At 47.4% G+C, this 22,701-nt stretch carries 30 protein-coding genes and 1 pseudogene; 1 reads left to right on the forward strand and 30 read right to left on the reverse strand.

The features are described 5' to 3' along the window. The 28 genes and pseudogenes from B9T62_RS14835 to B9T62_RS14960 all read right to left on the reverse strand — a co-directional run bounded on the left by B9T62_RS14835 (window position 1) and on the right by B9T62_RS14960 (window position 21,636). Window positions 1-468: a hypothetical protein gene (locus B9T62_RS14835; RefSeq protein WP_087915965.1), complete on the reverse strand. Its 468-nt coding sequence runs from the start codon at window positions 466-468 to the stop codon at window positions 1-3. Beyond that, window positions 465-989, reverse strand: coding sequence for an HK97 gp10 family phage protein (locus B9T62_RS14840; RefSeq protein ID WP_087915966.1), 525 nt, complete (start codon window positions 987-989; stop codon window positions 465-467). Before B9T62_RS14840 ends, B9T62_RS14835 begins: the two co-directional genes overlap by 4 nt. Next, a complete protein-coding gene (locus B9T62_RS14845; protein ID WP_087915967.1) occupies window positions 976-1,302 on the reverse strand; it encodes a hypothetical protein in 327 nt (108 codons plus the stop codon). The genes B9T62_RS14840 and B9T62_RS14845 overlap by 14 nt, the downstream gene beginning before the upstream one ends. Further along, a complete protein-coding gene (locus B9T62_RS14850; protein ID WP_087915968.1) occupies window positions 1,299-1,685 on the reverse strand; it encodes a head-tail connector protein in 387 nt (128 codons plus the stop codon). The genes B9T62_RS14845 and B9T62_RS14850 overlap by 4 nt, the downstream gene beginning before the upstream one ends. Then, window positions 1,663-1,968: a Rho termination factor N-terminal domain-containing protein gene (locus B9T62_RS14855; protein WP_087915969.1), complete on the reverse strand. Its 306-nt coding sequence runs from the start codon at window positions 1,966-1,968 to the stop codon at window positions 1,663-1,665. The genes B9T62_RS14850 and B9T62_RS14855 overlap by 23 nt, the downstream gene beginning before the upstream one ends. Next, complete coding sequence (locus tag B9T62_RS14860; protein ID WP_087915970.1) at window positions 1,968-2,915, reverse strand: major capsid protein; 948 nt, start codon at window positions 2,913-2,915, stop codon at window positions 1,968-1,970. The genes B9T62_RS14855 and B9T62_RS14860 overlap by 1 nt, the downstream gene beginning before the upstream one ends. A gap of 21 nt (window positions 2,916-2,936) precedes the next feature. Continuing rightward, window positions 2,937-4,175 (reverse strand): XkdF-like putative serine protease domain-containing protein, encoded by a 1,239-nt coding sequence (locus B9T62_RS14865; RefSeq protein WP_087915971.1) that lies wholly within the window; start codon window positions 4,173-4,175, stop codon window positions 2,937-2,939. A 205-nt stretch (window positions 4,176-4,380) separates the two neighbouring features. Further along, window positions 4,381-5,169: a class I SAM-dependent methyltransferase gene (locus B9T62_RS14870; RefSeq protein WP_157685621.1), complete on the reverse strand. Its 789-nt coding sequence runs from the start codon at window positions 5,167-5,169 to the stop codon at window positions 4,381-4,383. 180 nt (window positions 5,170-5,349) lie between these two features. After that, the gene (locus B9T62_RS14875) at window positions 5,350-6,180 is read right to left on the reverse strand and encodes a phage minor head protein (RefSeq protein WP_087915973.1); all 831 of its coding nucleotides are present in this window, start codon (window positions 6,178-6,180) and stop codon (window positions 5,350-5,352) included. Continuing rightward, window positions 6,173-7,651, reverse strand: a complete 1,479-nt coding sequence (locus B9T62_RS14880) for a phage portal protein (protein WP_087915974.1) — start codon at window positions 7,649-7,651, stop codon at window positions 6,173-6,175. Before B9T62_RS14880 ends, B9T62_RS14875 begins: the two co-directional genes overlap by 8 nt. Window positions 7,652-7,654: 3 nt before the next feature. Further along, window positions 7,655-8,971, reverse strand: a complete 1,317-nt coding sequence (locus tag B9T62_RS14885; RefSeq protein ID WP_087915975.1) for a PBSX family phage terminase large subunit — start codon at window positions 8,969-8,971, stop codon at window positions 7,655-7,657. Beyond that, on the reverse strand, window positions 8,958-9,836 hold the full coding sequence (terS, locus tag B9T62_RS14890; protein WP_087915976.1) for a phage terminase small subunit: 879 nt from the start codon (window positions 9,834-9,836) through the stop codon (window positions 8,958-8,960). Before terS ends, B9T62_RS14885 begins: the two co-directional genes overlap by 14 nt. Window positions 9,837-10,120: 284 nt before the next feature. Then, complete coding sequence (locus B9T62_RS14895; RefSeq protein ID WP_087915977.1) at window positions 10,121-10,330, reverse strand: hypothetical protein; 210 nt, start codon at window positions 10,328-10,330, stop codon at window positions 10,121-10,123. Between the two features lie 135 nt (window positions 10,331-10,465). Next, on the reverse strand, window positions 10,466-11,725 hold the full coding sequence (locus B9T62_RS14900) for a site-specific DNA-methyltransferase (RefSeq protein ID WP_087915978.1): 1,260 nt from the start codon (window positions 11,723-11,725) through the stop codon (window positions 10,466-10,468). Window positions 11,726-11,989: 264 nt separating this feature from the next. Beyond that, entirely contained in the window at window positions 11,990-12,388 is a 399-nt protein-coding gene (locus B9T62_RS14905) for a YmaF family protein (RefSeq protein ID WP_087915979.1), read from the reverse strand. Window positions 12,389-12,671: 283 nt separating this feature from the next. Then, window positions 12,672-13,295 (reverse strand): hypothetical protein, encoded by a 624-nt coding sequence (locus tag B9T62_RS14910; RefSeq protein WP_087915980.1) that lies wholly within the window; start codon window positions 13,293-13,295, stop codon window positions 12,672-12,674. A gap of 402 nt (window positions 13,296-13,697) precedes the next feature. After that, window positions 13,698-14,993 (reverse strand): annotated as a pseudogene (locus B9T62_RS14915) (IS110 family RNA-guided transposase). Window positions 14,994-15,867: 874 nt separating this feature from the next. Beyond that, a complete protein-coding gene (locus B9T62_RS14920) occupies window positions 15,868-16,620 on the reverse strand; it encodes an HIRAN domain-containing protein (RefSeq protein WP_087915981.1) in 753 nt (250 codons plus the stop codon). Then, entirely contained in the window at window positions 16,607-17,575 is a 969-nt protein-coding gene (locus B9T62_RS14925; RefSeq protein WP_087915982.1) for a HipA domain-containing protein, read from the reverse strand. The genes B9T62_RS14920 and B9T62_RS14925 overlap by 14 nt, the downstream gene beginning before the upstream one ends. A 76-nt stretch (window positions 17,576-17,651) precedes the next feature. Further along, window positions 17,652-18,128, reverse strand: a complete 477-nt coding sequence (locus B9T62_RS14930; RefSeq protein WP_087915983.1) for an ArpU family phage packaging/lysis transcriptional regulator — start codon at window positions 18,126-18,128, stop codon at window positions 17,652-17,654. 86 nt (window positions 18,129-18,214) lie between these two features. Continuing rightward, complete coding sequence (locus B9T62_RS14935) at window positions 18,215-18,541, reverse strand: LexA family protein (protein ID WP_157685622.1); 327 nt, start codon at window positions 18,539-18,541, stop codon at window positions 18,215-18,217. A 132-nt stretch (window positions 18,542-18,673) separates the two neighbouring features. Then, on the reverse strand, window positions 18,674-18,838 hold the full coding sequence (locus tag B9T62_RS39100; protein ID WP_157685623.1) for a hypothetical protein: 165 nt from the start codon (window positions 18,836-18,838) through the stop codon (window positions 18,674-18,676). A gap of 422 nt (window positions 18,839-19,260) precedes the next feature. Next, the gene (locus tag B9T62_RS14940) at window positions 19,261-20,061 is read right to left on the reverse strand and encodes a DNA adenine methylase (protein ID WP_087915985.1); all 801 of its coding nucleotides are present in this window, start codon (window positions 20,059-20,061) and stop codon (window positions 19,261-19,263) included. 18 nt (window positions 20,062-20,079) lie between these two features. Next, window positions 20,080-20,520, reverse strand: a complete 441-nt coding sequence (locus tag B9T62_RS14945; RefSeq protein ID WP_087915986.1) for a hypothetical protein — start codon at window positions 20,518-20,520, stop codon at window positions 20,080-20,082. A 4-nt stretch (window positions 20,521-20,524) separates the two neighbouring features. Then, window positions 20,525-20,650: a hypothetical protein gene (locus B9T62_RS41270; RefSeq protein ID WP_281257733.1), complete on the reverse strand. Its 126-nt coding sequence runs from the start codon at window positions 20,648-20,650 to the stop codon at window positions 20,525-20,527. Window positions 20,651-20,659: 9 nt separating this feature from the next. Beyond that, the gene (locus B9T62_RS14950) at window positions 20,660-21,133 is read right to left on the reverse strand and encodes an HNH endonuclease signature motif containing protein (protein WP_245864460.1); all 474 of its coding nucleotides are present in this window, start codon (window positions 21,131-21,133) and stop codon (window positions 20,660-20,662) included. Window positions 21,134-21,136: 3 nt separating this feature from the next. Then, complete coding sequence (locus B9T62_RS14955) at window positions 21,137-21,367, reverse strand: hypothetical protein (RefSeq protein WP_087915987.1); 231 nt, start codon at window positions 21,365-21,367, stop codon at window positions 21,137-21,139. 2 nt (window positions 21,368-21,369) lie between these two features. After that, complete coding sequence (locus tag B9T62_RS14960) at window positions 21,370-21,636, reverse strand: hypothetical protein (RefSeq protein WP_087915988.1); 267 nt, start codon at window positions 21,634-21,636, stop codon at window positions 21,370-21,372. Window positions 21,637-21,704: 68 nt separating this feature from the next. Between B9T62_RS14960 and B9T62_RS14965 the strand changes: the two genes are divergently transcribed. Then, window positions 21,705-22,007, forward strand: a complete 303-nt coding sequence (locus B9T62_RS14965) for a hypothetical protein (protein ID WP_087915989.1) — start codon at window positions 21,705-21,707, stop codon at window positions 22,005-22,007. Between the two features lie 35 nt (window positions 22,008-22,042). Here B9T62_RS14965 and B9T62_RS14970 read toward each other — a convergent pair whose 3' ends face one another. Beyond that, window positions 22,043-22,483, reverse strand: coding sequence for a DUF5348 domain-containing protein (locus tag B9T62_RS14970; protein WP_087915990.1), 441 nt, complete (start codon window positions 22,481-22,483; stop codon window positions 22,043-22,045). Beyond that, window positions 22,484-22,678, reverse strand: a complete 195-nt coding sequence (locus B9T62_RS14975; RefSeq protein ID WP_087915991.1) for an IDEAL domain-containing protein — start codon at window positions 22,676-22,678, stop codon at window positions 22,484-22,486. Between the last annotated feature and the right edge of the window lie 23 nt (window positions 22,679-22,701).

Consider the following 22,701-nt stretch of genomic DNA (forward strand, 5'->3'; position numbering starts at 1 on the left):
TCACAGCTCCTTTCCATTAAATTGAGTATAAAAAGTGTTGATCTTCTCCACGGCTGGCTTAGGAACATGCAACAGGTACGAATATCGGAAGGTGACTTCCGTCCGGTCCTTCAGCGGCCTCGTTCGCGGCGCCTCAATGACCAGCATGATACCAAAACGCTGTGACGCCACACAAAACCGCTGCTGTCGGAGATAAAGGAAGAACGGAGACAGGTCAAACGGAACCGGCTCTCCCTGATCCTGATCGTCGACCCGTTGCATATCGTAGTGGAAAACCAGGCCCACATCCTCAATGATCCGGTCAGCCCTCGGCGTATGAGCCTTATCGGACACCAGATCCGTCTCGATGAACACGCTGGGGCGATCAAACTGCCCCGCCAGCCAGCGGGAGCGATCCCGGAGAATTGGAAGATCCGGATAGACCTGCTGCACAATCTCAGCCCAGGCTTTCAATCCCACATCCATCATGAAAGCATCCTCCCCAACTCTTTCTCCAGGCGTTTTGTGATTAAAGCATTCATGCCGCCCTCCAACTCTTTGACTGCAATATCAAAATAATGGCGCCCGATAAACGTTCTGGGTCTGGCCATAAATCCCGTCTTTGCGCTAGGATCATGCACAAACGTTCCGTTTGTTGCCCAATAGCCTGGTACAAAGTGAGCTTTATGAATGGTGTAGCCGTCATTGATCATACGTGGATAGCCGGCCTTACCGGGATCACTGCTGCTCGTTCCCAAGCTAGAGCCGACCTCCAGTGAGATGGCGTTCCGGTCTACATCCCATTCCCACACATTGCCGCTTTCGCCGCGGGTAAAGGAATTCCACATTAAGCCGGTGTCGATGAGGTCCTGCTTACCGATTTCATCAATGACCAGGTTCAGCAGCGTCTCACCCACGGCCTCAGCAATGTTTCGGAGAATCTGATTGACGCCCTCGTCACTCAGCCGCTTGAACTTCTTGGCTAGGCCGTCGAAATCATGAATGATCACTACCCTTCACCTCGCAAGTCACCAATAATTCACGCCAGTAACGGCGCGGGTTGGAGTCAATCACCAGATACCTACGTCCGAACAGCAACACTTCGTCACTAATTCGAACATCTGCTGTCTTCGGAACACCAATTGTCTTCTTGATGATGTATATGACGGGAGTGGATTCTGCCTTGGCATCAGTCTGCGTCTTAACAACAAAACACTTCAGATCTGCAACCTTTCCGGCCTTCCGATCGCTGAACAAATCATCCGCATCATTCTGGCGGCCGACCCGGTACACCGCCAGCGGGGTATTCACGCGGTGATTCATAACAAATAGGCCGTGATGTTCCCATCATCCGGCCCGGACTGCTGCTTCTTGACCCACAGGAAGAGGATAGAGTCCACATCAGCATTGCCTGTGGTCTTCCCTTCAACTGCCTGCCGGGTGTATGTCCAGGCACCATCACTCTCCGCTGAATACCCACGGGCAACCGAAGCCAGGTATTCCTCGCTGTCCTGCAGGGCCAGCGACTCCGCCAGTTTCACCCAGGCAAGCATAAGCTGCTTGTCCGCCACCGCCGGGAAGGGGACAGGCAGATACAGCTTGATGCGCGTCAGAGCATCGTCAATATATTGATCCAGATGCTCCGCTGTCGCCTCCTGCACGGCGCTGACACGGCTGCGGTTCTTAAGGAGTGTCGTTGTCAGCATACGGCACACCGCCGCCTTCCAGCGCCTTCAAAGCGGCGATCAGTTCCGGCTTCTTAAGGTCAGCAAATCCCTCGATGCCTGCAGCCTTGGCTTTATCCTTCAGTTGCACGACCGATAAGTCTTCCAGAGGGATGAGCTTCTCCACTTTCACCTCAAAATCAGGATGATCACGCAGTTTTTCCAACACAACCGAATCTTCCACAAGCACCAGTTTAGCTGGCTCGAACCGAATACTATAAAGCCGCAAAGAGGCGTTCTTGCCTCGGTAGGTTACGTATGGCATTAGAATTCCACCCCTTCCACATAAGCCAGAGCCTGCGGTTCTTCAAAGATGGCATCAAAGTCGGAATGAATCGCATAGAAGCGCTTATCCGTCCAGATTGCCTCCTTACCTTCAGTCGTTTTACGGATCTGCATATCGTAGGTGTGGACCATGGCAAAGTTCGGCTGATACGTAAAGAGGATCGCGCCTTCCGGCATACTCCAGACCTCTTCGACATCATAAGCATTGATCTTCTTCACACCGCCCAAGATCTGCAGCTGAATCGATGCGCTTGTGTCTTTCTCGGCCAACATCTGAAGACGTTCGCTGAAGGTGTTAGGATGCATGAAATATTTAAACACGCCGCCGGCTCTGTACCGGGTCGGGATCGCCCGCTCTACCTCAAACAAAACCCCAGTTTTCTCTTTCGCCGAAAGTGTGCTCCAATCCAGATAATGCCCTGTTGTTCTGGCTAGCTTCAGCCAGCCGTCATTGATCGTCAGGAACTCATAATCCGGGTCTGTATCGGGTGTATTCGTATCCCCATTGAAGGCAATGTCCTGCATATTCTCGCCGTAGTTGTTGGCCATGTTGCGCATGATGATTTCCTCAGCGTTTTGGCCACGAACCCGCTGTGTCTGACGGATAAACTCCTCAGTGATGTCGAAAGGCAGCACCACTGGTTCTACCGAATACGGAATCTGCGGAAAGGTCAGCCCTGGCGTGTTGGTTGCCATGATATTCTCTTTTTTACCGCGCATGTTCCGGCCCCGCACACCGACTTTGTCGATGGTCCCTTTCGAGCTCTTCCGGTTCTCATGACGGATACCTTTAAGGAATCCGTTGGCTTCATACGCCATATCCGTGAAGGCCTCCACTTCCTCATAAGTCAGGGCATTTTGATCCATTGTGGTCACAATGGTAGATTTCTGAATACTGGTTCTTGCGATGTTGCCATTGGTTCTCATGATCTGCATTCCCCCTTCAATTTACAGAAAGCGTCCGAAACTTACGGCGCCTTCTGATTTGCTGATTTCTTCTTGCTCGTCTCCTTGGGCAGATGCACCGCGGCTGTTTTTCACCAACTGCACATCTGTTGCCAGCGTCTGCATCTGCTCGCTCAGCGGTGCCAAGGCTTTCGCAATGGCATCAGTAATTGCAGTCTCTTCTGCGGTCGCAGCCGGAGCAGCACCACCTGCAGGCTGGTCACCTTCGACACCTTCCTCTTTCTTCAGCTCCGCAATCTCTGCCGTCAGGCCTTCCACCTGCTTAGCGATCGGAGCCATTGCGGCCGTAACAGCCTTGGCAATATCTTCAGCTTTCAAATCGTCTTCCCCCTCGGGCTCTTGTTCTACAGGAGCCGTTTTGTTTTTCAGTTCTGTCAGCGCGGCAATAGCATCGTCCACATGTTTCAGGTTCCCGGCGGAAATCTTCTTGCCGGCCTTCGCAATCTGCTCCGGTGGCGTGCCGATTGCTTTCACGATGTCTTCCTTGGTCAGCACATCCTCGGCAATATCAACAAAGTCCTGCAGCGCCTCCCGGATGGTCTCCGGATCTGTCTCCATGCCACTCTGCCAAGTGTCCCAATTAAAAAGAACCGAGTTGAGGGCATCCTGCGCCGCCCAAAATTCTCGGTTCTTCCGGTTCTTATGGTATTTGTCAGCGACAGCACCTTTCTCGATCAGGCCCAGCGCTTTGGCTATTCGGCTCAAGATTCCCTTGGATACCTCCTCTTCCTCTTCGATCTCTTCCCGCTTGCCTACACCCCACATGGAGAAGCCGGTTATCTCGCCTTTCTTGATGGCCTCCCAAGTGTCGTCGTCCGTCACTTTCACAGCTGCCACCCAGGAGCCCTTGACAATCTGCTGGTCACCGAGCGTCATGTCGCAAGGAGCGATGTAAGACTCAATGACAAAGCCCTTGTCAGCTTCGAGATCGTGCTGCTTATCGATGTTGTAGGTGTGCTGTTTCTCCATAAAGAGATGAGCTGCTTTCTCGATCTCGACTTCATCCATTTGATCGTCATGTGATTCCGCCACATCCGGCTGGTACACCACGCCTTTAACGATCCGCTTGTCATCATCAATCTTGGCGATCTGGACCTGCTTCTGGATGGCGCCGGCTTTGTTAGCTTTTTGAGCCTTGATGATGGCAAACGGTACGCCGTTGGCTCCTTTGTCTACCAGGGAGATGTGCGTGATTTTGGCATCTTTCAGTTTATAACTCATTTTCTGTTCTCACCTCCTTTCAATAAAAAAGCAGTTATTATTGATGACTCATTGTGGATTTTGAATTGTCATGGCGTCAAACATCGTAAAATAAATAATAGACTGTGCCTAATAATAGAAACAGCGGCAATCATGGACAAAAATTGTCCTAGACTACCGCTTTTTTTAACTATCGTTCCCGTTTAACATTGAGGGTCTTCCATAGTCAGGGATGTAGTGAAGTTAATTCAGTATCAATCTTATCGGCAATTAGAGTGTAGAACTCTGGAAACCTCGGATCTGTCTGACTTGGTATTTCTTCAAATGTCCGTATATATAACCCCATGGTTCCAATTGCAGTTAAAATCTCACCAATTGTCCAACTTCGTACTAAAGTCTTACCCAATCCAGAGCGTTCCTCTTCAGGTAGTAGCTTAGCAAAAGCAACTTCTTCTTCTTTTATACTATCGTCAAAATAATTACCAGTTGGCTGTTTTAAGTTGTATGTGTTCATCCATGCACGGGCGAAAGGATGGAAGTCAGTCAAGATAAACCGACCATTTTTTCCTAGCCTGCGATGAACCACAGAGAAAATTGAACTAAGGTCTGTAAAATAATGCATAACTCCAAACTCCATCAATACGATGTCAAATTCGCCTAGTATCTCTTCGTTCGGGATATTTAAAACGTCAGAACAGATATAGTTGAGTTTCACACCCGCGGCAGAGGCAGTCTGCATCGCATACAACCGATTTTCTTCTGATATGTCCACCACGGTAACATCAGCACCTAACAATGCTAACGAAATTGCTTTTCGACCGTGCGATCCAAGGAGATTAATAATTCGTTTACCCGATAGATCACCAATATACTTTAACCAATAACGCAGATGATGCTTGTGTTCTCGCTGAAGTTCTACCGCAAGTTCATCTGGTGTTCCATACCTTTGAACCCAAGCTTGGTACGCTTTGGTTTCCCACGCGACCTTGTTCGCAATTGCCAGTTCCTGTTGCACACACATACCTCCCAAGTTCATATGTCGACACTAGATGGTATATGATACCATTAGTGTATTAATTGTCAACATTTTTGTGGCTATTCTGCCCAAGGGAGCTTAATGATCATCATCGGTCTATTTATATATTTACTCAGTCTTCTATTATTCTTCATACAAAATAATACCTCTCAACTTTCTTTAATCCATCACAGACTGCATCGTACAACGGCAGCGAATAATCTCCTCCTTCCGTCCAGTGGGATCGCCAGGAAACATCAGCTTGCTCTTCCCAACAACAAAGGGCTTATCCAGCGGCTGCACCTGCCCGTCAGCCTTTCTGTGTGTCTTCCGGGTTCGGTCGCCCTTTGAAGAGCGCCACTTCTTACCGGTGACAACCTCAGACTGCTTCCAGCCCTCCACCTTTCCTCCATTGGCCGCTGCTGTGCTCATCGTCCGCGAAACGGTAATGGACCGCTCCATGTCAAAAGGGCCAGCGTCACCCTTGGCAGCGGCAGCACTGATCTCTCGTACAAGCAGCGCCCGTTCTGAAGGTGTCTTACCTTCCTTAATCGCCTTCTGGAAGGCGCGAGTCATTACATCTTTGCTGGTCCCGTTCATGTCCGGAACAAGCTTTTTCAGCTTCTTGGCAAATCGGGAAGCGGCCTTGTTTTCAACAGACCACACTTTGTCGGGATCGAGCGCGACCAGTTCCGTTTCGCCAGCCAGATGATAAAGCGGCTGAAAAGCATCATACACCGCCTGCTCGAATTGGACGGTGAACAGCTCTCCGGTTTGCACCAATACCAGCACCTTGCCCAACTCGCCAATTTCAATCAGCAGCTCATCACTGAGTTCCAGAATAGCATCGTGTAGCGCCTTGCCCTGTAGATCCAGAATCTCAATAATTCTGTCCTCGCCCTGCTTGTACAGTTCTTCCAACACTTTACGTTCAGCGTGTGTTAGCTCCAGGCTGTCCAAAAACTCAGTGTCGTCAGCCTTTGCAATAAGCTCCCAGCATTCCTCACACATGACCAGTAGCCTCCTCATGACTCCGCCGCAGCAGACGCTTGGCAATGGTGGCCACCCGCTCCTGCAGGTCGTCGGCATCAGTGTCAGGCTCAGGCACGGTTAATGCAGGTTGGCTGTTGACCAGTTGCGCGATCGGAGTGTCCAGATATTCCTCGGTGTACTTGGACTCATCAATCGTGGTATCCAGCACTTCCTCGGCAATCGGGATCAGATCCCGCACCAGCATAATGCCACGATCAGCGATAAAGTCCAGCAGCGCCTTGCGGTTCTCCGGATCGATGATGCGCGGCCCCCGCAGGGTCGCCCGCACCCGGAATATCCCCATGGCTGGAAACAGACGCTTGTTAAAGATTTCGTCCATAATCCATTTTCGGTAAGGCTCAAACACCTGCTCTTCAGCAAACTGTAGCGCCGCCTGCGCCGTTGCTCGGTTATAATCGGAGCTCTGGCCCACCAGAATGGGCGGCAGCCGGAACGCAGAGAGGATATCGGCCTTCTTCTCTTTGCCATAATCGAGAAAGAGCGCATCCTGCTGCAGTAGATCATTCAGCTTGTCCAGCTTGATGGCCACCTTCTCGACTTTCTCATCCAGCGGCCCGCCGGTCTCCTCCCCGATCGCTTCCAGGTAGAGAATGCCACCCTGCGACTGCGCCCCCTTAACATTTCGTAGCAGCTCCATGGATTGCTTGGTCAGCCGGCCATTGGTCACCGTCAGCAGCATGGACAGCATGCGGCCATTAGAGAAGTAGGAAACGTTCAGCTCCTCTGCCTCCCGGCTGCCGACCACCCCCGGCGCATTCCCAAACCAACGCGGCTCCCCATATGGGCCGTCATTCCCCAGCTTTAGCGGAATAATCTGATTCCCTTCACCCTCGGTCCCGAATAACCGGAACCACACCACAGACTGCCCTCGCTTCATTGCAAAGCGCCTAGCATAGATGTCCTGAGAGAACTCTTCGATCTGCTTCGTGGAACGAATCCGCCGTTTACGCTTGATGGTCGCCTTATCGGTTTCCCGTGTGCAGCGAACAAACTTCGGATTCATGCGGTAGAGCGTTGGAAACTCGCTGCCTGTTGGCCAAGCCACTTCCACGTTAGCCATGCCACTGCTCTCCAGATCATCGATCAGAGAGCTAATGATTTCCTCCGGCGTATCTTCCAAGTTACAGGTCTCCAGAAACTTGTCCGCTCTGTTCCATTCATCCAAGGCCGTTTGGTCACTCTCGCCAGGAATATATTCTAAAGCAATCCCATAACCAGAGATGTTACGACGATAGGCTTCAATACACTGCGGAATGATACTACTATTCTTGACCAGCAGTTTGCAGGAAGCAGGGTCGTTGCCTGGCGGAAACGGAAGCAGCCCGTGATGATCGTAGAGGTTTTCAAAGCTATCTGGCAACTGCGCGCTGGAAGGGATATGCCGGTCCTCTGCTTTTGATATCTGGAACCACTGTGCCTCACCGCTCATGGCTTACATCCACCCCACATCATGATCAGATCGCTCCTCTCTTTCCTTTTTGCGCTGCTTCACACGCTGCAGCAGGTAATCCGTATGGATACCGTACCGGCGTGCGTCACAGGTATGGTCGTTTTGCTTAATGGGCTTGTCCTCGCCACGTTCAGCGGCTTTTTCATCCCAAACGTAAGACACCAACTCCTGGAGGGAATTGGTGTTGTCAGCGCAAATATATAATTCATTATTCTGGAACCGGTTGGATACCGTTTGAATCCCATCCAGCACCGTATTCACGGCGGCCCGGATGTTTACAATACCCCGTTTCTGTAACTCAATAATAAAAGCCTTTGCTGACGGGTCGATGAAGATTGCATACTCATCGCCATCAAGAAAAGCTTCCAGATCATCGGCATATTCGCCATTCGTTTTCTCACCCGCATGCCGGATGTTGTGATAATACTCATCCAGCTCGTAATAGACGTTCCCTCGGACCCCGTATTTCAGAAATGCCGTCGGGTTGTTTGCCCCGTAGTCGATACAAATGAACTTACGGTCAAACTTGGCCGGGAACCAGCCCCGCGCCTTCTTATGGACCGCATCATTGAACTTGGAGAAGATTACTCCCTCGGCCATGACCCACAGCCCCAGGATGTACCGCTGAAAGAAGATCCCACTGTACATACGCCGGTACCGCTCCCGCACTCGTTCGGAGAGAGACAGGTTGTCCTCCATCGTGAAGTGCAGGTGCAGCGCGTGCTTCTTCTGCAGCTGGCCCAGCCATTCCTTTTTGAACCAGTGATACGGCCCTGCCGGGTTGCAGTTGAACCAGAGCTTGGCACCATCTACGGAACATCGGGCAGTCGCCTGGTCAACGAAGGACTTCGGCATCAAGGCAACCTCATCGAAAAACATACCGGCCAGCGTGATCCCGGCGATCAGGTCCTGCGAGCTCTCATCTCGACCACCAAACAAGAAAAACCGGTTGCTGTTAAGCCCCCGGGTAACGGTCAGTACATTTTCAGATCGATTGTCATGAACGTGGTACCCCCGGCTGGCCAACATTCGCTTAAGCGGCCCGACCACGTTGCGTCGGAGCGCGCCGATGGTTTTACCCGACATGCCGAACTGCTCGCCTCGGAAGGTGTCCATCGCCCAGGCAATATAGGAGAAAGACATACAGACCGTCTTGCCGGCCCGGACCGAACCATCACAGATAATGGCGTCCTTATCATGGTGCGGGCTTTCCGGCATCCACCAGGTCATAACCTTCAGCTGCTTGTCCGAGAATGGTGCCCATTTGAAGGCCGGTGGCTTGAGTTTAAGCTTCGTCATTGTTCCACACTCCTGCAGCCATGCCTTTCAGCGCATCCATGAAGCCATCGTCCTCAACATCTTCCCTGCCGCCACCTCGGAGCATCTGAAGCTCATACTGCATCGTCTCGATGCGAATCTGCTTCTCTTCATCGGTCAGCCGGTTCTTGAGCTCTATAGCCCGAATCTTCTTGTCCTGGATTCGAGTAAGAGCTTCTTCCAGCTTCACGATGTCGTCCAATTTCCTAAACTCTTTCTCTTCGATCCGGGATTCGACCATCTCTGTCTTAATGATCGGAACTGTTTTGGTGATACCCGTTTTCTCATCATGTACTGTCATTGCATCCTTAATCGCCTTAAGCTCAGACAGTACGCTGCGCTCTTTTTCGGACAGCCCGTCCATGAGTGCCCTGATCCGCTGCATCATACGACGTTCCCGTATCGTCAGAAGGTAAAGAGACTCATTCGCCTGAATGACAGGATCAGTGTCCACCTGTTCAATGAGCAGTTGCTCGGCTTCAGTGAGAGTGTCCATCCAGATCGTTTCATGCTCTCCGGTGGTGACTGCCTTCTTATTGCCAGGCGGCCCACCGGCACCGCCGCTGTTACCTTTAGCGTTTTGATTGCCGGGTGGAGCACCCCCGCGATTTCCTATAGCGTTAACGTTCCCTTTGGGAGCACCCCGATTATGTGGAGCGCTCCCTTTGGATTCAAGTGGAACGTTCCCTTTGAGATCGTCCTGCCAATGGTCCAGCGACTTCCATTTTCGCACCTTGCTCTCACCTATAGAAAGAGCAGCGGCGATGTCTTTAAGCTTCATCTCCCCGCTGCGCTCCAGCCACATCTGTTTTGCCTTGTCCCGCTCGGGACTGCGTTCTCTGGCCATGCTACATGTCACCACCCCCGACTTAGTAATCTTTTTGAAAGGCTTGCATATAATTTATCGTTGTTAAAATTAAATAGGAGAGTGGCACATGAAAAACATTTACTTTTCCGTGAAATTCATGGGAGTAGAGATTGTTTTCATGTGGATCAGTTATTGAGCAACTGACCCACACCAAGGGGGAGCACTTGCCCCAAGGTGTTTAAGGAATAAATATATAATTTCAACTCATCATCACATCAAAAAGGGACCGTTAATGGTCCCTTTTTGATGTTCATCTTTCGAGTTCATAACTCTTCCTTCTGCAACTCAATATCTATCTCAATCAGCTTCTTCAGATCATCCACAGTCTTGATCTCAATGAGGCCGTCCTGAAAGTCTTTGACCCACTTGGCTATGCCAGCCTTAACAATTTTGCGATACTGCGCCTTGCTTTCGAGGATACCGGCCATGACTTCGAGCTCATGTTGCAATAAAAGTTCATCTTTTGTTCCCATTGCGTTCCCCTCGGCTTCCGTGTATATTTGGAAACGAGACAGCGGATTCTCTGAAATGCCACGCGTGGCGCGCCGCTGTCTCAGCCGGGGGATACCCTGGATGATTGGGAGGACGTTTGCGCGTCCTCCTTTTAATTATGCAACGGGTTCAGCACGATGAAGCAGCAGCGGCTCTGTGCCGGTCGCCGCCTGGTACCGCATTTTGATCACATCACAAAACACCGGATCAAGCTCCATTGTCCTGCAAGAGCGATCAAGCTGATCACAGGTCATCATGGTGGAGCCGCTGCCGCCGAATAGATCGACCACAATATCCTGTCGCTGGCTGCTGTTCAAGATCGGAATGGCCAGCAATTCCAATGGTTTCTGTGTCGGGTGAACATACTTCGAAACATCCCCACGAGAGACATCCCAAATAGTAGTCTGAGTCCGATCTCCATACCAGGTAGGCGACTTCCCTTTGATATGAGCATAAAATACTGGCTCATGTTGAAATCTATATTGCGACCATCCGAAACTCGCAGAATTTTTGACCCAAATACACTGAGTTCTACGTACTATACCTGCAGCATTCATCGCATTCTCGAAATCCCTCTGATAGAACGCCGGATGGAAAATATATATGGCCGCTGTAGGCTGCATTACTGTCACATAGTTCTGGAAAACAGCATTCAAAAAGCCCGCAAACTCATCTGCGGGCATATCGTCGTTCATTATGGAACTGGTACCCGATTCAGCTAGGCGGGCCGAGTCACTTTGTACCGCTACATTATATGGAGGGTCCGTCACAACTAGATCCGCCTTTACCCCTTCCATAAGCCGGGAAACATCCTCCACATTCGTAGTGTCACCACACATTAGGATATGCCGGCCAAGCTGCCACACATCACCACGGCGCGTCTCCGGCTCTTTGATCTCGTCCAGAGTGCGCTGGATGTCAAAGCCATCTTCAACCACTGACTGATTAATCTCAATATCCGGAATATCTACAAACTCTGCAAGCAGTTCCCCGATCTCGTCTGGCTCAAATCCGGACAAAGCCAGATCCGCCCCGCCCTCCTGCAGCTCACCAAGCAGCTGCGCCAGCGCTTCGTCGTCCCATCGGCCAGACACCTTGTTCAGAGCCAGATTAAGCAGCCGCTCCCGCTCCGGGTCCAGGTTAACCACAGATACGACCAGCTCCGTGCAGCCCTGCTCATTCACCAGTACCTTATAACGCTGGTGGCCACCGACCATGTTGCCGGTCTGTTCGTTCCACACGATTGGGTCAACATAGCCGAATTCGTCTAGGCTGCGCCGGAGCTTCTCGTACTCGGGATCTCCGGGCTGAAGGTCTACGCGGGGGTTATAGGCTGCTGCATTGAGCTGCTCGATTGCTATGATTCTGATTTCCACATAAATGACCTCCTTATTTTTTAGTGCCTTCTAAATTAATGCTCCCATTCAGGTTGTCATCTAAGCGTCAGCCCCTCCCAACAAGAAAAGACGAGCCAGTAGCAGCTCGTCATTGTACAATAGAATTTAAATTGTTCGATGTATTCATAAGAGTCGAATCTTCACCTGTGGCTGAGTCCTTAAGCATTACAACCCCAAAGTACGAAAAGGACAATTGGTATTAGTTAAAGGTATATTTGTATGGGGATGAGTTTTTCAAATTGATTAATATCGGTACTCTTTCTCATCTCCAGTATTTCCACTGTACCTATGGGCGTGAGGAATTCTACCGTTTATTGTTGTAAACCCTTCAAAGTGATGGTAATGCCCACCACCTGTCAAGGGAATTGCTGGTCCTGTATTTCCCCTAATTAAGTGCGTATGTTGATCGTTAAATGATGTTTCTGCATAATAATTATGAACATGCGGAACACCGCTTGGAGCTGGTTCTGTTACTCCAGCGTAATGGTGGTAATGCCCAACATCAACCGAGGTATTCCCTTTAAAAGGATGAACATGAACATTAACTGGTCTTCCATCCCACGAATTAATAAAAAGTTTGTGCGAATGTTTGGAATCGGAATCATCGGAATGCATAACAAAACCTGTTATTGGTATTTCCATCAGTAACCACCTCTCTTTATCAACTGCTACATACTATGAAAGAGGTGATGTAAATGTTCAATTTTATCTCGTACGAAAATATCATTGAATTTGTGAAATAAGGCTATTTGAGTTGAGTTGGTTTCTCATCTTTGGGCAGGCACAGATTCTGACACAGACCAACAGAATCAGCCCGCCCTGCTCTTTTCCACCCTTCGCCGCACAAACATACGTTCTTGCATAGAACTCTTGAGAACGGCTCACAGAAGGCTGTTTTTGAGCATAAAAAAAGCACCCGAAGGTGCTATAAGAATCCAATCGTATTATTGTTTGGATTTAAAGAATTCAAATCATCGAAAATCTTTATATCTCCCAAAGGAGACCATGTTTCTCTAATCTCCATTAGGCTTGAGTGGATTGGTTGGACGAATAGTTCGTCAATCACCTCTGCTTTTGTTGGGATTTCTGAAAAAGATAAATTCTTTTTCCAGCCCATTGCATATTCAAAAGCTATTTCGTTATTACCATTTACAAAAATCCGTAACACTGTTGCATGTCGGCTTTCAATTTGCATCGTCAGGACGATGCATCCCGAAATATAGCGGCTTATATGTTTATCAGACACAATTGCTTCTACTGGCTCTGTATTTTTATAATCTTCAGAAATATCTTCAGGTTCCTTAATCATTACTGCCCCATCAAGAAGACCCAAATTGTAACTGTTACCATTAATCTTGAAGTTATACGATGATTTAACTTTGTTGATATCCGGCTTTACAATAGACTCCGGAAATTCATTACTTAGAAGCAACAGTTGAGTATTGTAGGCATCACATAAACTATGAAAAAAGTGTTTCGTTTTTTCAAAAGCATCTTTTCGTAATGAAAGGTATCGAAGATGTTTTTCTACGGTTTTATTAATCGACATATATAACCCTCCCACTATAAATTAATATTTTCTCTTGTTTGCTCACTCGTTCTCAGGTTTTCATTCATTGACAGATTGAGAGTTGGAATAGTCATGTAAGGATGACATTATTTTCTGGAAGAGCCGGTGGCAGGAATAGAGAGTGGGGGAGTTATCCCCAACCCAAAGATACATTCTGTAATCGCACTTTGGATATCCACACCTAACTCTTGACGGCTTACCCTCCCATGTCACGCGGGGTCGTTGCCCTTACATTCCTTCGTTCTGCCTCTCAAGAGGTGGACGCCGTTTCTTGCTCCTTTACAGGGTCGTTGCCCTTATGGAATTGATTCCTGCGGCTGCTCCGTGCTTCTTTTGTCTTTGGTGATTCCTACTTTAATGAGCAAAATGAGTTTGGTTTTTTTAAGCTGCCATTTGTAGCTGGGCCTGACGTACCGGTCCTAACACGTCGTTTGCATCGTACGAAATTCGCTTGGTTCCGAGCGTATGCAGCACACGGATGAGTTTTCCGCATAACGCCACCAGGGACTGCTTTTTCTTCAATGGATTTTGACTTCTTGTCGTAAAGTACTGGTGCAGTGCCTTAAACTCGGTATTTTTTGCCACCATGGGCATGACCGCCCGGAACAGCAGGGCTCTTAGCCTTGCGCGTCCACGTTTGGTAATGCTGGACTTGCCTTTTTTCTTTCCTGAACTGTTTTCTTTGAGATTCAGTCCGGCTAGCCGAATAATCTGCTGTCCATGCTCGTAACCGCTTAGGTCCCCCACTTCTGCAAGGAACCCCGCCAAGGTGACTACGGCCACACCCGGCACAGTGAGCATCTCCTTCGTTCCCGGAATTTGTGCAAGTAGACGTTCCACCTCGAGCAGAATCTCTTCGAGTTGTCTGGCAAACATTTCGTACTGCTCCAGAAGCGTTTTAATCTCTATTTTGGCTGCAGGAAGCCCTTCGGTAAGCCCGATGGATCTTCTTGCAGTTTCGACCAGTTGCTCTGCTCGTTTCGTCCCTACGGCGCGCTTCACGTCTTTCTTCCATCGCTTCACAATGGCCTCTGTACCGAGCGCTACGATCTCTGCTGGCGTTGGAAACTCGCTTAGCGTAATAAGAGAGGCTTTCCCCTCCCAGTCTTTAAAGACCTCTGTATACTCCGGAAAAAAGCGATCCTGCCAGTTCTGCATTCGTCTTTGTACCTGCCCGAGGTTCACCATGATTTTCTCGCGAAGATTCATGAGAATCCGCAGATCTGCATAGAGGTTCGTCGGCAGTTTCGGTTCGCTGTACTTCCCGTTACGCACTAAATCGGCAATGACTTTTGCATCCTTATAGTCGTTTTTCGTCGGTGAGTTGTCTTCCAGTTATTTACTTTTGTGTACATGATGCGGATTGACGATGACCAAAGGAATCCCTTGCTGTCCCAAGTATTCGGCCAGATTAAACCAGTAGTGTCCGGTAGGCTCAATGCCAAAGAGGACGTCACTCTTGGCATACTCCTGCTGAAGCTCCTTCATCCACTGAACCAGTTGTTCCAGCCCGGTACGGGTATTAGAGAACACACAGTCCTTTCCCAGTTCAATCCCCCGAAAGTCGATGGCACGGGCCACGTGGGTTTCTTTAGCAATGTCTGCGCCTACGACAAGGGTCTTGTCAGAAATTCGTGTAATCCGTTGATTCTGTTTCTTCGATTGTTTATACTTCATGTTGAGTGCCTCCTGCGCTGGAATTTGTTCTTTGGACGGAACGTTTCCCAGTATACAGTTGGCGCTTTTTTCTTTCAAACCTCAATTTAATTCATTACAGGAATGGCTCCCTTTTTACATCAATATTCGACATCTAGGAAGATTTTCCCTTCTTACATTTTACTCTGCCACAAAACTGTGCAGTTCCTTCCCATCTGCCCCATATACAGCCCTTGCACTTAGCTGGCTGACGGGGCGGGTCTTTTAACCTCTGCTTCTTCTTCAAAATAATTCCCCCAATATAAAAAAGCCGCCCAATAATGAGCGACTTCGACTGTGATATGTACGTTTTTACGTGATAAAATGACGATTAAAGAAAAATTCAAACGCTTTTAAAGAATTGCGTCCGCTCCGCATCCGCAGCAAATGCGCTACGCTCTTTGCTTAAAATCTTTACGAACTTTGTTACAGAGGAGAACAAGACCATTTTACTAACCCAATGAAATGAGAGTCAAAGGCTCCAGAGACGATTTTCGCCCTCTCTTGGTATGCTGACTCTAAAATCCTCAAAATCTCTAACTCTTTCATACTCAGATGCCACAAAGTGGATTATACTGTAAAAAAAAATCTGAGGAAGCCATATGTTTCGAGAAACTTTTAAAAAAGCATTGATCCGGATAGCAATTGTTGTTCCTCTTGGATTAATACTAGGACTCATTGTGGATCACTATTCCAAATAGAAAATGCGAGAGGAGGTACGCCCCGGCTGTGCTGCATCACAGCAGCCGTGCGTTTCACTCTCGCCTGATTTCCACAGTACAAATATAACATGTTCAAACGCTAATGAACGGCCATTGTGCGGTCAAAAGTCGGCCAAAATGCGGTCAATCAATAGTCACATACTACGCTCGCAGATAAAGACCATATATTGAAGATCTTTTTCTTGTCTAATTATATCAGCAGTCATTTTTGAATTGGATCTAATAATGATTAGTGGACGATTGTCTTTATGCTTCTTATAAAAAATTTTTGTAACAATTGGAAGCCCATTTTTTATAAATCTATAAAACAATTCATTAAAAGGTTTTGGAACATACCCAATGGTCATTCGAGTATCTTTGTCATGATAAAATAATTCAATTGCTTCTTTGTCTTTGGGATTATTATTATCAATAACCATTTCGATCTCTTTATCAACTTCGTAGTCAATTAAGTTATTTTTGGTGATAGACCATCCCGCAATCTCACACACTAAATAAAGTAACCCAGTTTCCTTTTCAAAGATGACAGGCGTAATGAACGAAATCGAATCTGTTGCTAGGTTGCCCTTCATATATCTCAGATAATCCCATTGTAGATCATCTGTCAATTCATCTTTAAATGCTTCCAAAAACCTTTTGAAATCACTTCTATTTTCATCAGGAATTCTTCTCTCAAAAATTGAGAATAATTTGTCACTTTCATAGGCTACATCAATGTCGCTAAAGCCTACAAAGAGTGAAAACCCCTCACTTGCTGCTTCATTTACAACTTTCTTGTTATATTGAAAGATATATCTCCCTTCAACTTTTAAAAGTTGCCCAACAGCATAATTACTTTTTGTTTTCGGTCCTTTCCAGTTAATCAACAACTTATTAATTTGATTCATATTTTAAGAACTCCTTCAATAAAATATCACGTCGTATTTTTAAAACTTTAGAAACAAATAGTTGTTGTACCTCAGTCATAACTGAAGGAATTTCAAATATCAATTTATCTATTTTACTGTCAGTAAGTTGATAAAGCATCTTATGATATTTTATCAACTCAGGTGATATCTCCATTACTTTTTTAAAAAACACAAACGCATTGAGTTTCTCATTTTTTTCAAGATTCCCCCATCGAATCAATGAACTTGCTTTTTTTCCATGTATATATGCATTAAAGGCCTGAGTATCTTTGGCTAATAATAGAATTCTACTTTCCGTCAACTCTCTTCCTAAGCTTGAAGAGTTATCATAGAATGGAGCAAATCGGATTCGTTTATCCACTTCATTTCTTATGATTCCGAAATTATCCTGATGACGATCAGTATTGCCTATCAAAGTATCAAAAATAATCATTTTTTTAAGATCATCTAAAAATCCGTATTTTGAAAAGACATTCATTAAAAGATCGTAAGAATAGATTTCATACTCACCTCTTAATTTCTTTCTATCATAGGTGTGATCAAAATCCATAATCATATCAGCACCTTCAATCAAACTTTCGTTATCTTCTAAAAATGAACAACATAATGCACCATAAATTTTATCATCTCTAATTTTTTCAACTTTGAGATCATAATCATCAATAATTTCTGTATCTACCTTTAATGAGGCTATTTCCACATTGTGAGTGTTAAGTCCTAATATACTTCCTATTTCGGAGGCGATTTTTTCCGACCTCATCTCACCACTCGATTCTTTAATGTTTATCCATGAGTCACTCGTTAATGATATTGGGAGTTTAAATAAATAAAGGCGATCATTTTGTGGGTTTCTATACCATCGTTTTTCTTTTGATCCCGATGCGTTTAATTTTTTTTCATATTTCCAATCTGAAATATCAATAATAGGACTCATTGAATAAACTCCTAACTTGTTAATTATCCTACCAATTATAACAAAACATCTATTTATAGATATAGCCACGAACAGCTTATTTTATCATGGTAATACTATCTATTAGTACCTCCAGACCTAGTGCGCACGCCAATATATAAATCGCTCTTGACTTCACCCGCCGATACTTCCGCTCACTCATCCCCAGCTCCCCACAAAGTATCGAATCATACTCATCTTCATGTTCTAAGTAACGAAGCTGTATAATCTCTCGTTCAGCCTTCTTAAGCCGCCCCATAGCCAGATCCAGCAGCTTAGACTGCCTATTTAGCTCTGCCTCCCTATCCGTATTCCATATCGCTATATTCTCCGTCGTCCGGCTGATCGCATTAGTCGATCCATGGTACCGTGGTTCCGGACTGGCCGTGAGTGCCGCTTGCCGCCGCACAAAGCCGATCTGCCGATACACACGAACCGTCTCCAGATATTCCTCCACCCGGCGACGGGTCTCTGTTTCGTCGATCGGGAGGATGTCAAAAGCCAGTTGGATTGCTAATTTGTCGCTTTTCCCCATGATAATCCCCTCACTCGTGGTATAATTCGAATGAAGGTAAGAGATTGGACCCCCGTCCCGGCCAAGGTAATGGGGGTCTTTGCATATTAATTTTCACAGCCAGCCAGCTTTTTCCGCAGCTCCATATTCTCCTGCCGCAGCCTAGCATTTTCAGCACGCAATACCTCGTTTGACTCGAGAGAGTCACTATCCTTCTGCCCTACAACCCGCAGCGTCCGGACCTCATTATCAGTCTTCACCAGGTACCCTTTATTCACTAATTGCTTGACTAGGGAATGCGCAGTTGAACGTGACTTTATTTTCAGAAGATCGACCACCTCAGAAACTGAAGGCGCGTATCCTTTCTGATCGATGAAGCCTTTTATAAGTTCCAGTGTCTCAGCCTGGCGTTTTGTTAATGGCTTGGTTATCACGGCTCTGTTCCTCCATTCTTGCAAAGAGCTTATCCCAGCAGTTCCCGCATAACGGCGGTTCAATGGGTAGACCCATACATCCGCACATATGACCGCTGCAGCAGTATTCGGGGTGTTCCGCATTCCATACACTTATCTGCGCTGTGCATCTGTCTTCTCCCCTTCCTTAGCAGGAGTGCCGCAGTTCCCGCAAAATACATGCTCTTTACCGATCTCTGTTCCGTTTTCCAGATAATCTGTTATGAATTCATCATCAAATCCGCATCGTGTGCATGGTTTGCGCTTTTCTTCGCTCATACCGGTTATGCCTCCTCTTATGAAATAAAGCACATGTTACAAAATCTTAAGATGGTAGTATTTGGTGTATGGAGGTGGTAACTTGACTACTACTACATGGATAGCGATCTTTATAATCTTAGTTGCAGCTTCATCGCTCACCATCGTGAACACACAGCGTAAGAAAAAGTAAGTTCAATGTTTAGGGGGGAGGGTGGTTAACCCTCTCATGTACTATTATGAATACAAAGGGGGTATTACTTTGAAGATACTAAACAAATTGTATTCCGAGTATTTAGTTATCCCTCGTCCATTTCGCCTGTTGATGCTGTGGGGCTGGATCATCTTGTTTTTTATTGCCGGGTATAGATTTGGTTGGTTCAATTGGAGTTGATGTCCTGGCGTTCATCTTCGAACCTCTTCCCTGGGGCTATGACAGCCCCTTAAAATAAGTCAAGCTGGCCGATTTTGCTTGCTGCAGCCGGATTGATCCAAAGTGTTTCCGTGCGGGAACGTCCCGCTTCAGCCTTAACCTGCTTTGTTTCGCGGTGCCAGTGCTTCAGCCCATCGTCATACATCGGATGAGCATACCCGCTCAGTAGGACTGGCCCCGGATGATCCAGCAGTACAGTCAGCAGCTCTTCATGATCTGCGTCCTTCATTTCACATTTATACATCCGGTTATTCCGGGTTGATCGGATATACGGCGGGTCGGCATATATAAGGACTTCCGGCCGTTTGTATCGCAGCATCAACTTAGTTGCTGGCTGACACTCTATCTGCACTCCTCGCAGCCGGTCAGTCACGGTCATGATCTTTTCCGGAAGGAGTTGCCAATCCTTCGAAGGATGAGGTGCATTCAAATCAATGATGTGCCGCCAGCCTGTTCTATCACTTGTTTTGCCCCCCCGTGCCATCCAACACCGAACCAAGAAGCGCCGCGCCCGCTCGAGGTCGGTCCCTTCCGTTTCATATCCCTTGTAATATTCAGCCCGAGCGTATGGCGTCCAGTGGATGAGTCTGGCCAGATCGTCCGGCTTATCACGGATAATTCCGAACAAGTTCGATACTTCGCCGTCCAGGTCGTTAACCGTTTCAAGCGTAGAGGGCTCTTTATTAAACAGCACTGCTCCACTGCCGAAATACGGCTCCAGGTATGTTGTGTGCTGCGGCATGTGGCTGATAATCCAGTCTGCCATGCTCCACTTGCTGCCGGGGTAGTGCAGTATGCGCGGAACCTTCATAACCACTCACTCCTAAAATCACGCATTCTTCTGATCCAGCTTCAGCGCTATGGCCAGCTGGCACACCCGCCACCGGTCACAGCCAAGAGCTGCCGCAGCAGCTCCACGCTTCCCCTGATAACTGCGTCGGTAGTTCTTCAGCATCCACTCCCGCTCAAAATCGCTGATCTGGATATCTCCCTGCAGGGATAACTTATTAATGGCCATCTTTTCCATGACAGCTGCCTGTGCACTACCGTCACGGATCTTGTATGGAGATCTTCTACTCGCTTTCTCCAAAATTCCGGCTAATTTCAAATTGGTTAGAGTGGAAGCAATTGAGTTATAAGAAGAACCAACTACCTTCACAGTCTGCTGCAGGTTACCTGTCTGAAAGTAAGCATTCAGTATATTTGCCTGGTGTTTGGTGATCCGGCCCGCATTCAGGTGCATTTCAATACGTTCGGCATCTTGCCCCATCGCATTATTCTCCTTTCGGGTGTTTCCGCTTGCCGCGCTTCCGTTGGCCAATTTGATGAATGATATCTGCCATAATAACGGCGGTTTTGGTCAACTCCGCATCTTTTTGAATAAGCCCTCTTTTGTTCATGATGGCCAGCTACCCGCGGGTAACCAGGATCAAGTTATCCGGATCGAAGTTGCGCCTGTTCCCATCCCCAAAGATGACTGCATGTCCCTTCGGAACAGATTGGCCACAGTGCTGCTCCCAAACGATAAGGTGCTTCCCGCGCCACTTATTCGGGTCGGCAATCTTGATGTCGACATAATCATCCCCGTTAACCCTCTCGGAGCCTACAGGAACATAATTGTGCGGCTTGTGACCCTTTTGAAATTGAGTGGCTTCACCGCCGGCCCATAACTTCTTCTTCCCTTTATTGGGTGGAACGTTACCCGGTTTAATCCTGGCATCGATGCCGCTCTTCAAGCCGTTATTTTTAATATAGGCTCGCAATTGCGAAGGCTTTAGCTCAACTTTGAAATTCGCATTGAACAATGCGGTCAGTTCCATGATATAGCTGCCATGTATATGGGTACGGACAAATTCTTTTTGTTCTGGAGTAAATCGGAACATTAGTCATCCCTCCAGCATCTTCGGAATAGTCGTATCTGCGTTCATTTTGTCATCAGCAAGCCTTCTGGCCTCCAGAACAAGGGAGCCATTTGATATGATTTGGGAAGCAACACTTGTCACAGCCTTCGCCCTGCTGATCTCATCCGTCAACTTTTCGCCGGTCAGTTCCTCATCACTCAGCCGCTCTAATTGAGCAAACAAATGATTATTTAGATCACCTAAGGTATTCCGCATATTCATCCCCCCACCGATTTGAGTTCTGCACCTTCCGTTTCATCCATTGTAATTGTGGCCATCCCGTCCCAGGTCTCCCGGATCTCCTTGGCCTTAGAAACAACTGCCGCGGCCTGCTTCGGTTGCAGGACAATACCCATAGCTTCCTCATAGTGCTGCTGGGCCTTGGCGTAGGCTCGGGAATGGATGAAATTCATCCAGGACCAGAACTTGCTGTTACTCATTGACTTGACCTTTTGAAATTCGCGCCGGCGCTCTTGTTCATTCATCTGCTATGCTCCTTCCAAATAATTGAATCAGTTTCCCTATTAATGCGTAATAGAATCGAGGTGATATAATGACGTTCAAAAAAGTAAAACGATTGGTGAGAAACATGTCAGCAATAATATTTATATTTGCAATAGTTGGTGTGATTTTTATGATCTCTCTCATGATTTTCTTAGCCTTCTTTGATGACAAAGTAATTACTAATGCAGCGGTAATGAATCGACTTACGCTTATACTGGCTGCTTTATCACTACCAGGCTTGTTCATACAGTTGATTTCTTTGCTTACTATTAACGATAAAAAGACATTTACACTAGAAAAAAAGTGTCCTCATTGTAGGCAACTCATCGAGTTAAAACTTACTGAAGATTGAACGGATGGAACATACTCCATCCGTTCTCTTTGCCGTCAGTCCCATAATGGAATGTCTTTAATTCGAACCCGCAGCCCCTGCAGGGGAAGCTCCATCCTTCCAAACAGGTAGTAGTCCTCTCCGTTATGCTCAATGCGTGAGCTCACCCACCTGGAATCTTCTCCAGGCTCCTCCAGCAGATACTCTATGGATTCACCACTGGTGAAGTAAGTACCGTCCTGTAGCTCATATCGACCATTCTGACGTTTGAACAGAACTCCTTCTTTTAGCACCGGAGCTACCATACTCCGTATTGCTCGACGGACATCGTCCAGTTTGCCTTGGATCTGATAGAACATTATCCGGAGATACAAATCATCCGGATTGGTCCGGTCAAAATGAGCTGGCCAGTCTTCCTCAGCATCCTTGATCATATTCGTGACCCGTTTGATCTGTGGCAGCAGCTTCTCCAGCTCCACCTGTATTTGGCTCTTCATTCACACCAATCCTTTCTTCATGTCGGTTAGCTCGGCCACATATTTCCGAAACATAACCTCATCTCGCCGGTCCAGCGCCTGGTCGATCAACTTCCGTAGCCGTCCCTCAATGGCCGCCTCCAGCACGACTTCAGCATGAATGCCCAGCAACGTCTCATAATGTTTTTTACTGATGCTTTTCAAGCCCGTATGCATCTGCAGGTTCCTCCTTTGAAAGA

The sequence above is a fragment of the Paenibacillus donghaensis genome, from assembly GCF_002192415.1.
GTDB lineage: Bacteria > Bacillota > Bacilli > Paenibacillales > Paenibacillaceae > Paenibacillus_AQ > Paenibacillus_AQ donghaensis.

Excerpts from the sequence above, each read along its gene's own strand:
- B9T62_RS14960 (WP_087915988.1), bottom strand. The coding sequence starts at position 21,636 with ATGAATGAACAAGAGCGCCGGCGCGAATTTCAAAAGGTCAAGTCAATG.
- B9T62_RS14895 (WP_087915977.1), bottom strand. The coding sequence starts at position 10,330 with ATGGGAACAAAAGATGAACTTTTATTGCAACATGAGCTCGAAGTCATG.
- B9T62_RS14945 (WP_087915986.1), bottom strand. The coding sequence starts at position 20,520 with ATGGGGCAAGATGCCGAACGTATTGAAATGCACCTGAATGCGGGCCGG.
- terS (WP_087915976.1), bottom strand. The coding sequence starts at position 9,836 with ATGGCCAGAGAACGCAGTCCCGAGCGGGACAAGGCAAAACAGATGTGG.
- B9T62_RS14975 (WP_087915991.1), bottom strand. The coding sequence starts at position 22,678 with ATGCATACGGGCTTGAAAAGCATCAGTAAAAAACATTATGAGACGTTG.
- B9T62_RS14930 (WP_087915983.1), bottom strand. The coding sequence starts at position 18,128 with ATGGGGAAAAGCGACAAATTAGCAATCCAACTGGCTTTTGACATCCTC.
- B9T62_RS41270 (WP_281257733.1), bottom strand. The coding sequence starts at position 20,650 with ATGAACAAAAGAGGGCTTATTCAAAAAGATGCGGAGTTGACCAAAACC.
- B9T62_RS14965 (WP_087915989.1), top strand. The coding sequence starts at position 21,705 with ATGACGTTCAAAAAAGTAAAACGATTGGTGAGAAACATGTCAGCAATA.
- B9T62_RS14850 (WP_087915968.1), bottom strand. The coding sequence starts at position 1,685 with ATGCTGACAACGACACTCCTTAAGAACCGCAGCCGTGTCAGCGCCGTG.
- B9T62_RS14865 (WP_087915971.1), bottom strand. The coding sequence starts at position 4,175 with ATGAGTTATAAACTGAAAGATGCCAAAATCACGCACATCTCCCTGGTA.
- B9T62_RS14880 (WP_087915974.1), bottom strand. The coding sequence starts at position 7,651 with ATGAGCGGTGAGGCACAGTGGTTCCAGATATCAAAAGCAGAGGACCGG.
- B9T62_RS14920 (WP_087915981.1), bottom strand. The coding sequence starts at position 16,620 with ATGAATCAAATTAATAAGTTGTTGATTAACTGGAAAGGACCGAAAACA.
- B9T62_RS14970 (WP_087915990.1), bottom strand. The coding sequence starts at position 22,483 with ATGAAGAGCCAAATACAGGTGGAGCTGGAGAAGCTGCTGCCACAGATC.
- B9T62_RS14950 (WP_245864460.1), bottom strand. The coding sequence starts at position 21,133 with ATGTTCCGATTTACTCCAGAACAAAAAGAATTTGTCCGTACCCATATA.
- B9T62_RS14910 (WP_087915980.1), bottom strand. The coding sequence starts at position 13,295 with ATGTCGATTAATAAAACCGTAGAAAAACATCTTCGATACCTTTCATTA.
- B9T62_RS14875 (WP_087915973.1), bottom strand. The coding sequence starts at position 6,180 with ATGTGTGAGGAATGCTGGGAGCTTATTGCAAAGGCTGACGACACTGAG.
- B9T62_RS14885 (WP_087915975.1), bottom strand. The coding sequence starts at position 8,971 with ATGACGAAGCTTAAACTCAAGCCACCGGCCTTCAAATGGGCACCATTC.
- B9T62_RS14855 (WP_087915969.1), bottom strand. The coding sequence starts at position 1,968 with ATGCCATACGTAACCTACCGAGGCAAGAACGCCTCTTTGCGGCTTTAT.
- B9T62_RS14955 (WP_087915987.1), bottom strand. The coding sequence starts at position 21,367 with ATGCGGAATACCTTAGGTGATCTAAATAATCATTTGTTTGCTCAATTA.
- B9T62_RS14860 (WP_087915970.1), bottom strand. The coding sequence starts at position 2,915 with ATGAGAACCAATGGCAACATCGCAAGAACCAGTATTCAGAAATCTACC.
- B9T62_RS14940 (WP_087915985.1), bottom strand. The coding sequence starts at position 20,061 with ATGAAGGTTCCGCGCATACTGCACTACCCCGGCAGCAAGTGGAGCATG.
- B9T62_RS14835 (WP_087915965.1), bottom strand. The coding sequence starts at position 468 with ATGATGGATGTGGGATTGAAAGCCTGGGCTGAGATTGTGCAGCAGGTC.
- B9T62_RS14925 (WP_087915982.1), bottom strand. The coding sequence starts at position 17,575 with ATGAGTCCTATTATTGATATTTCAGATTGGAAATATGAAAAAAAATTA.
- B9T62_RS14845 (WP_087915967.1), bottom strand. The coding sequence starts at position 1,302 with ATGAATCACCGCGTGAATACCCCGCTGGCGGTGTACCGGGTCGGCCGC.
- B9T62_RS39100 (WP_157685623.1), bottom strand. The coding sequence starts at position 18,838 with ATGAGCGAAGAAAAGCGCAAACCATGCACACGATGCGGATTTGATGAT.
- B9T62_RS14905 (WP_087915979.1), bottom strand. The coding sequence starts at position 12,388 with ATGGAAATACCAATAACAGGTTTTGTTATGCATTCCGATGATTCCGAT.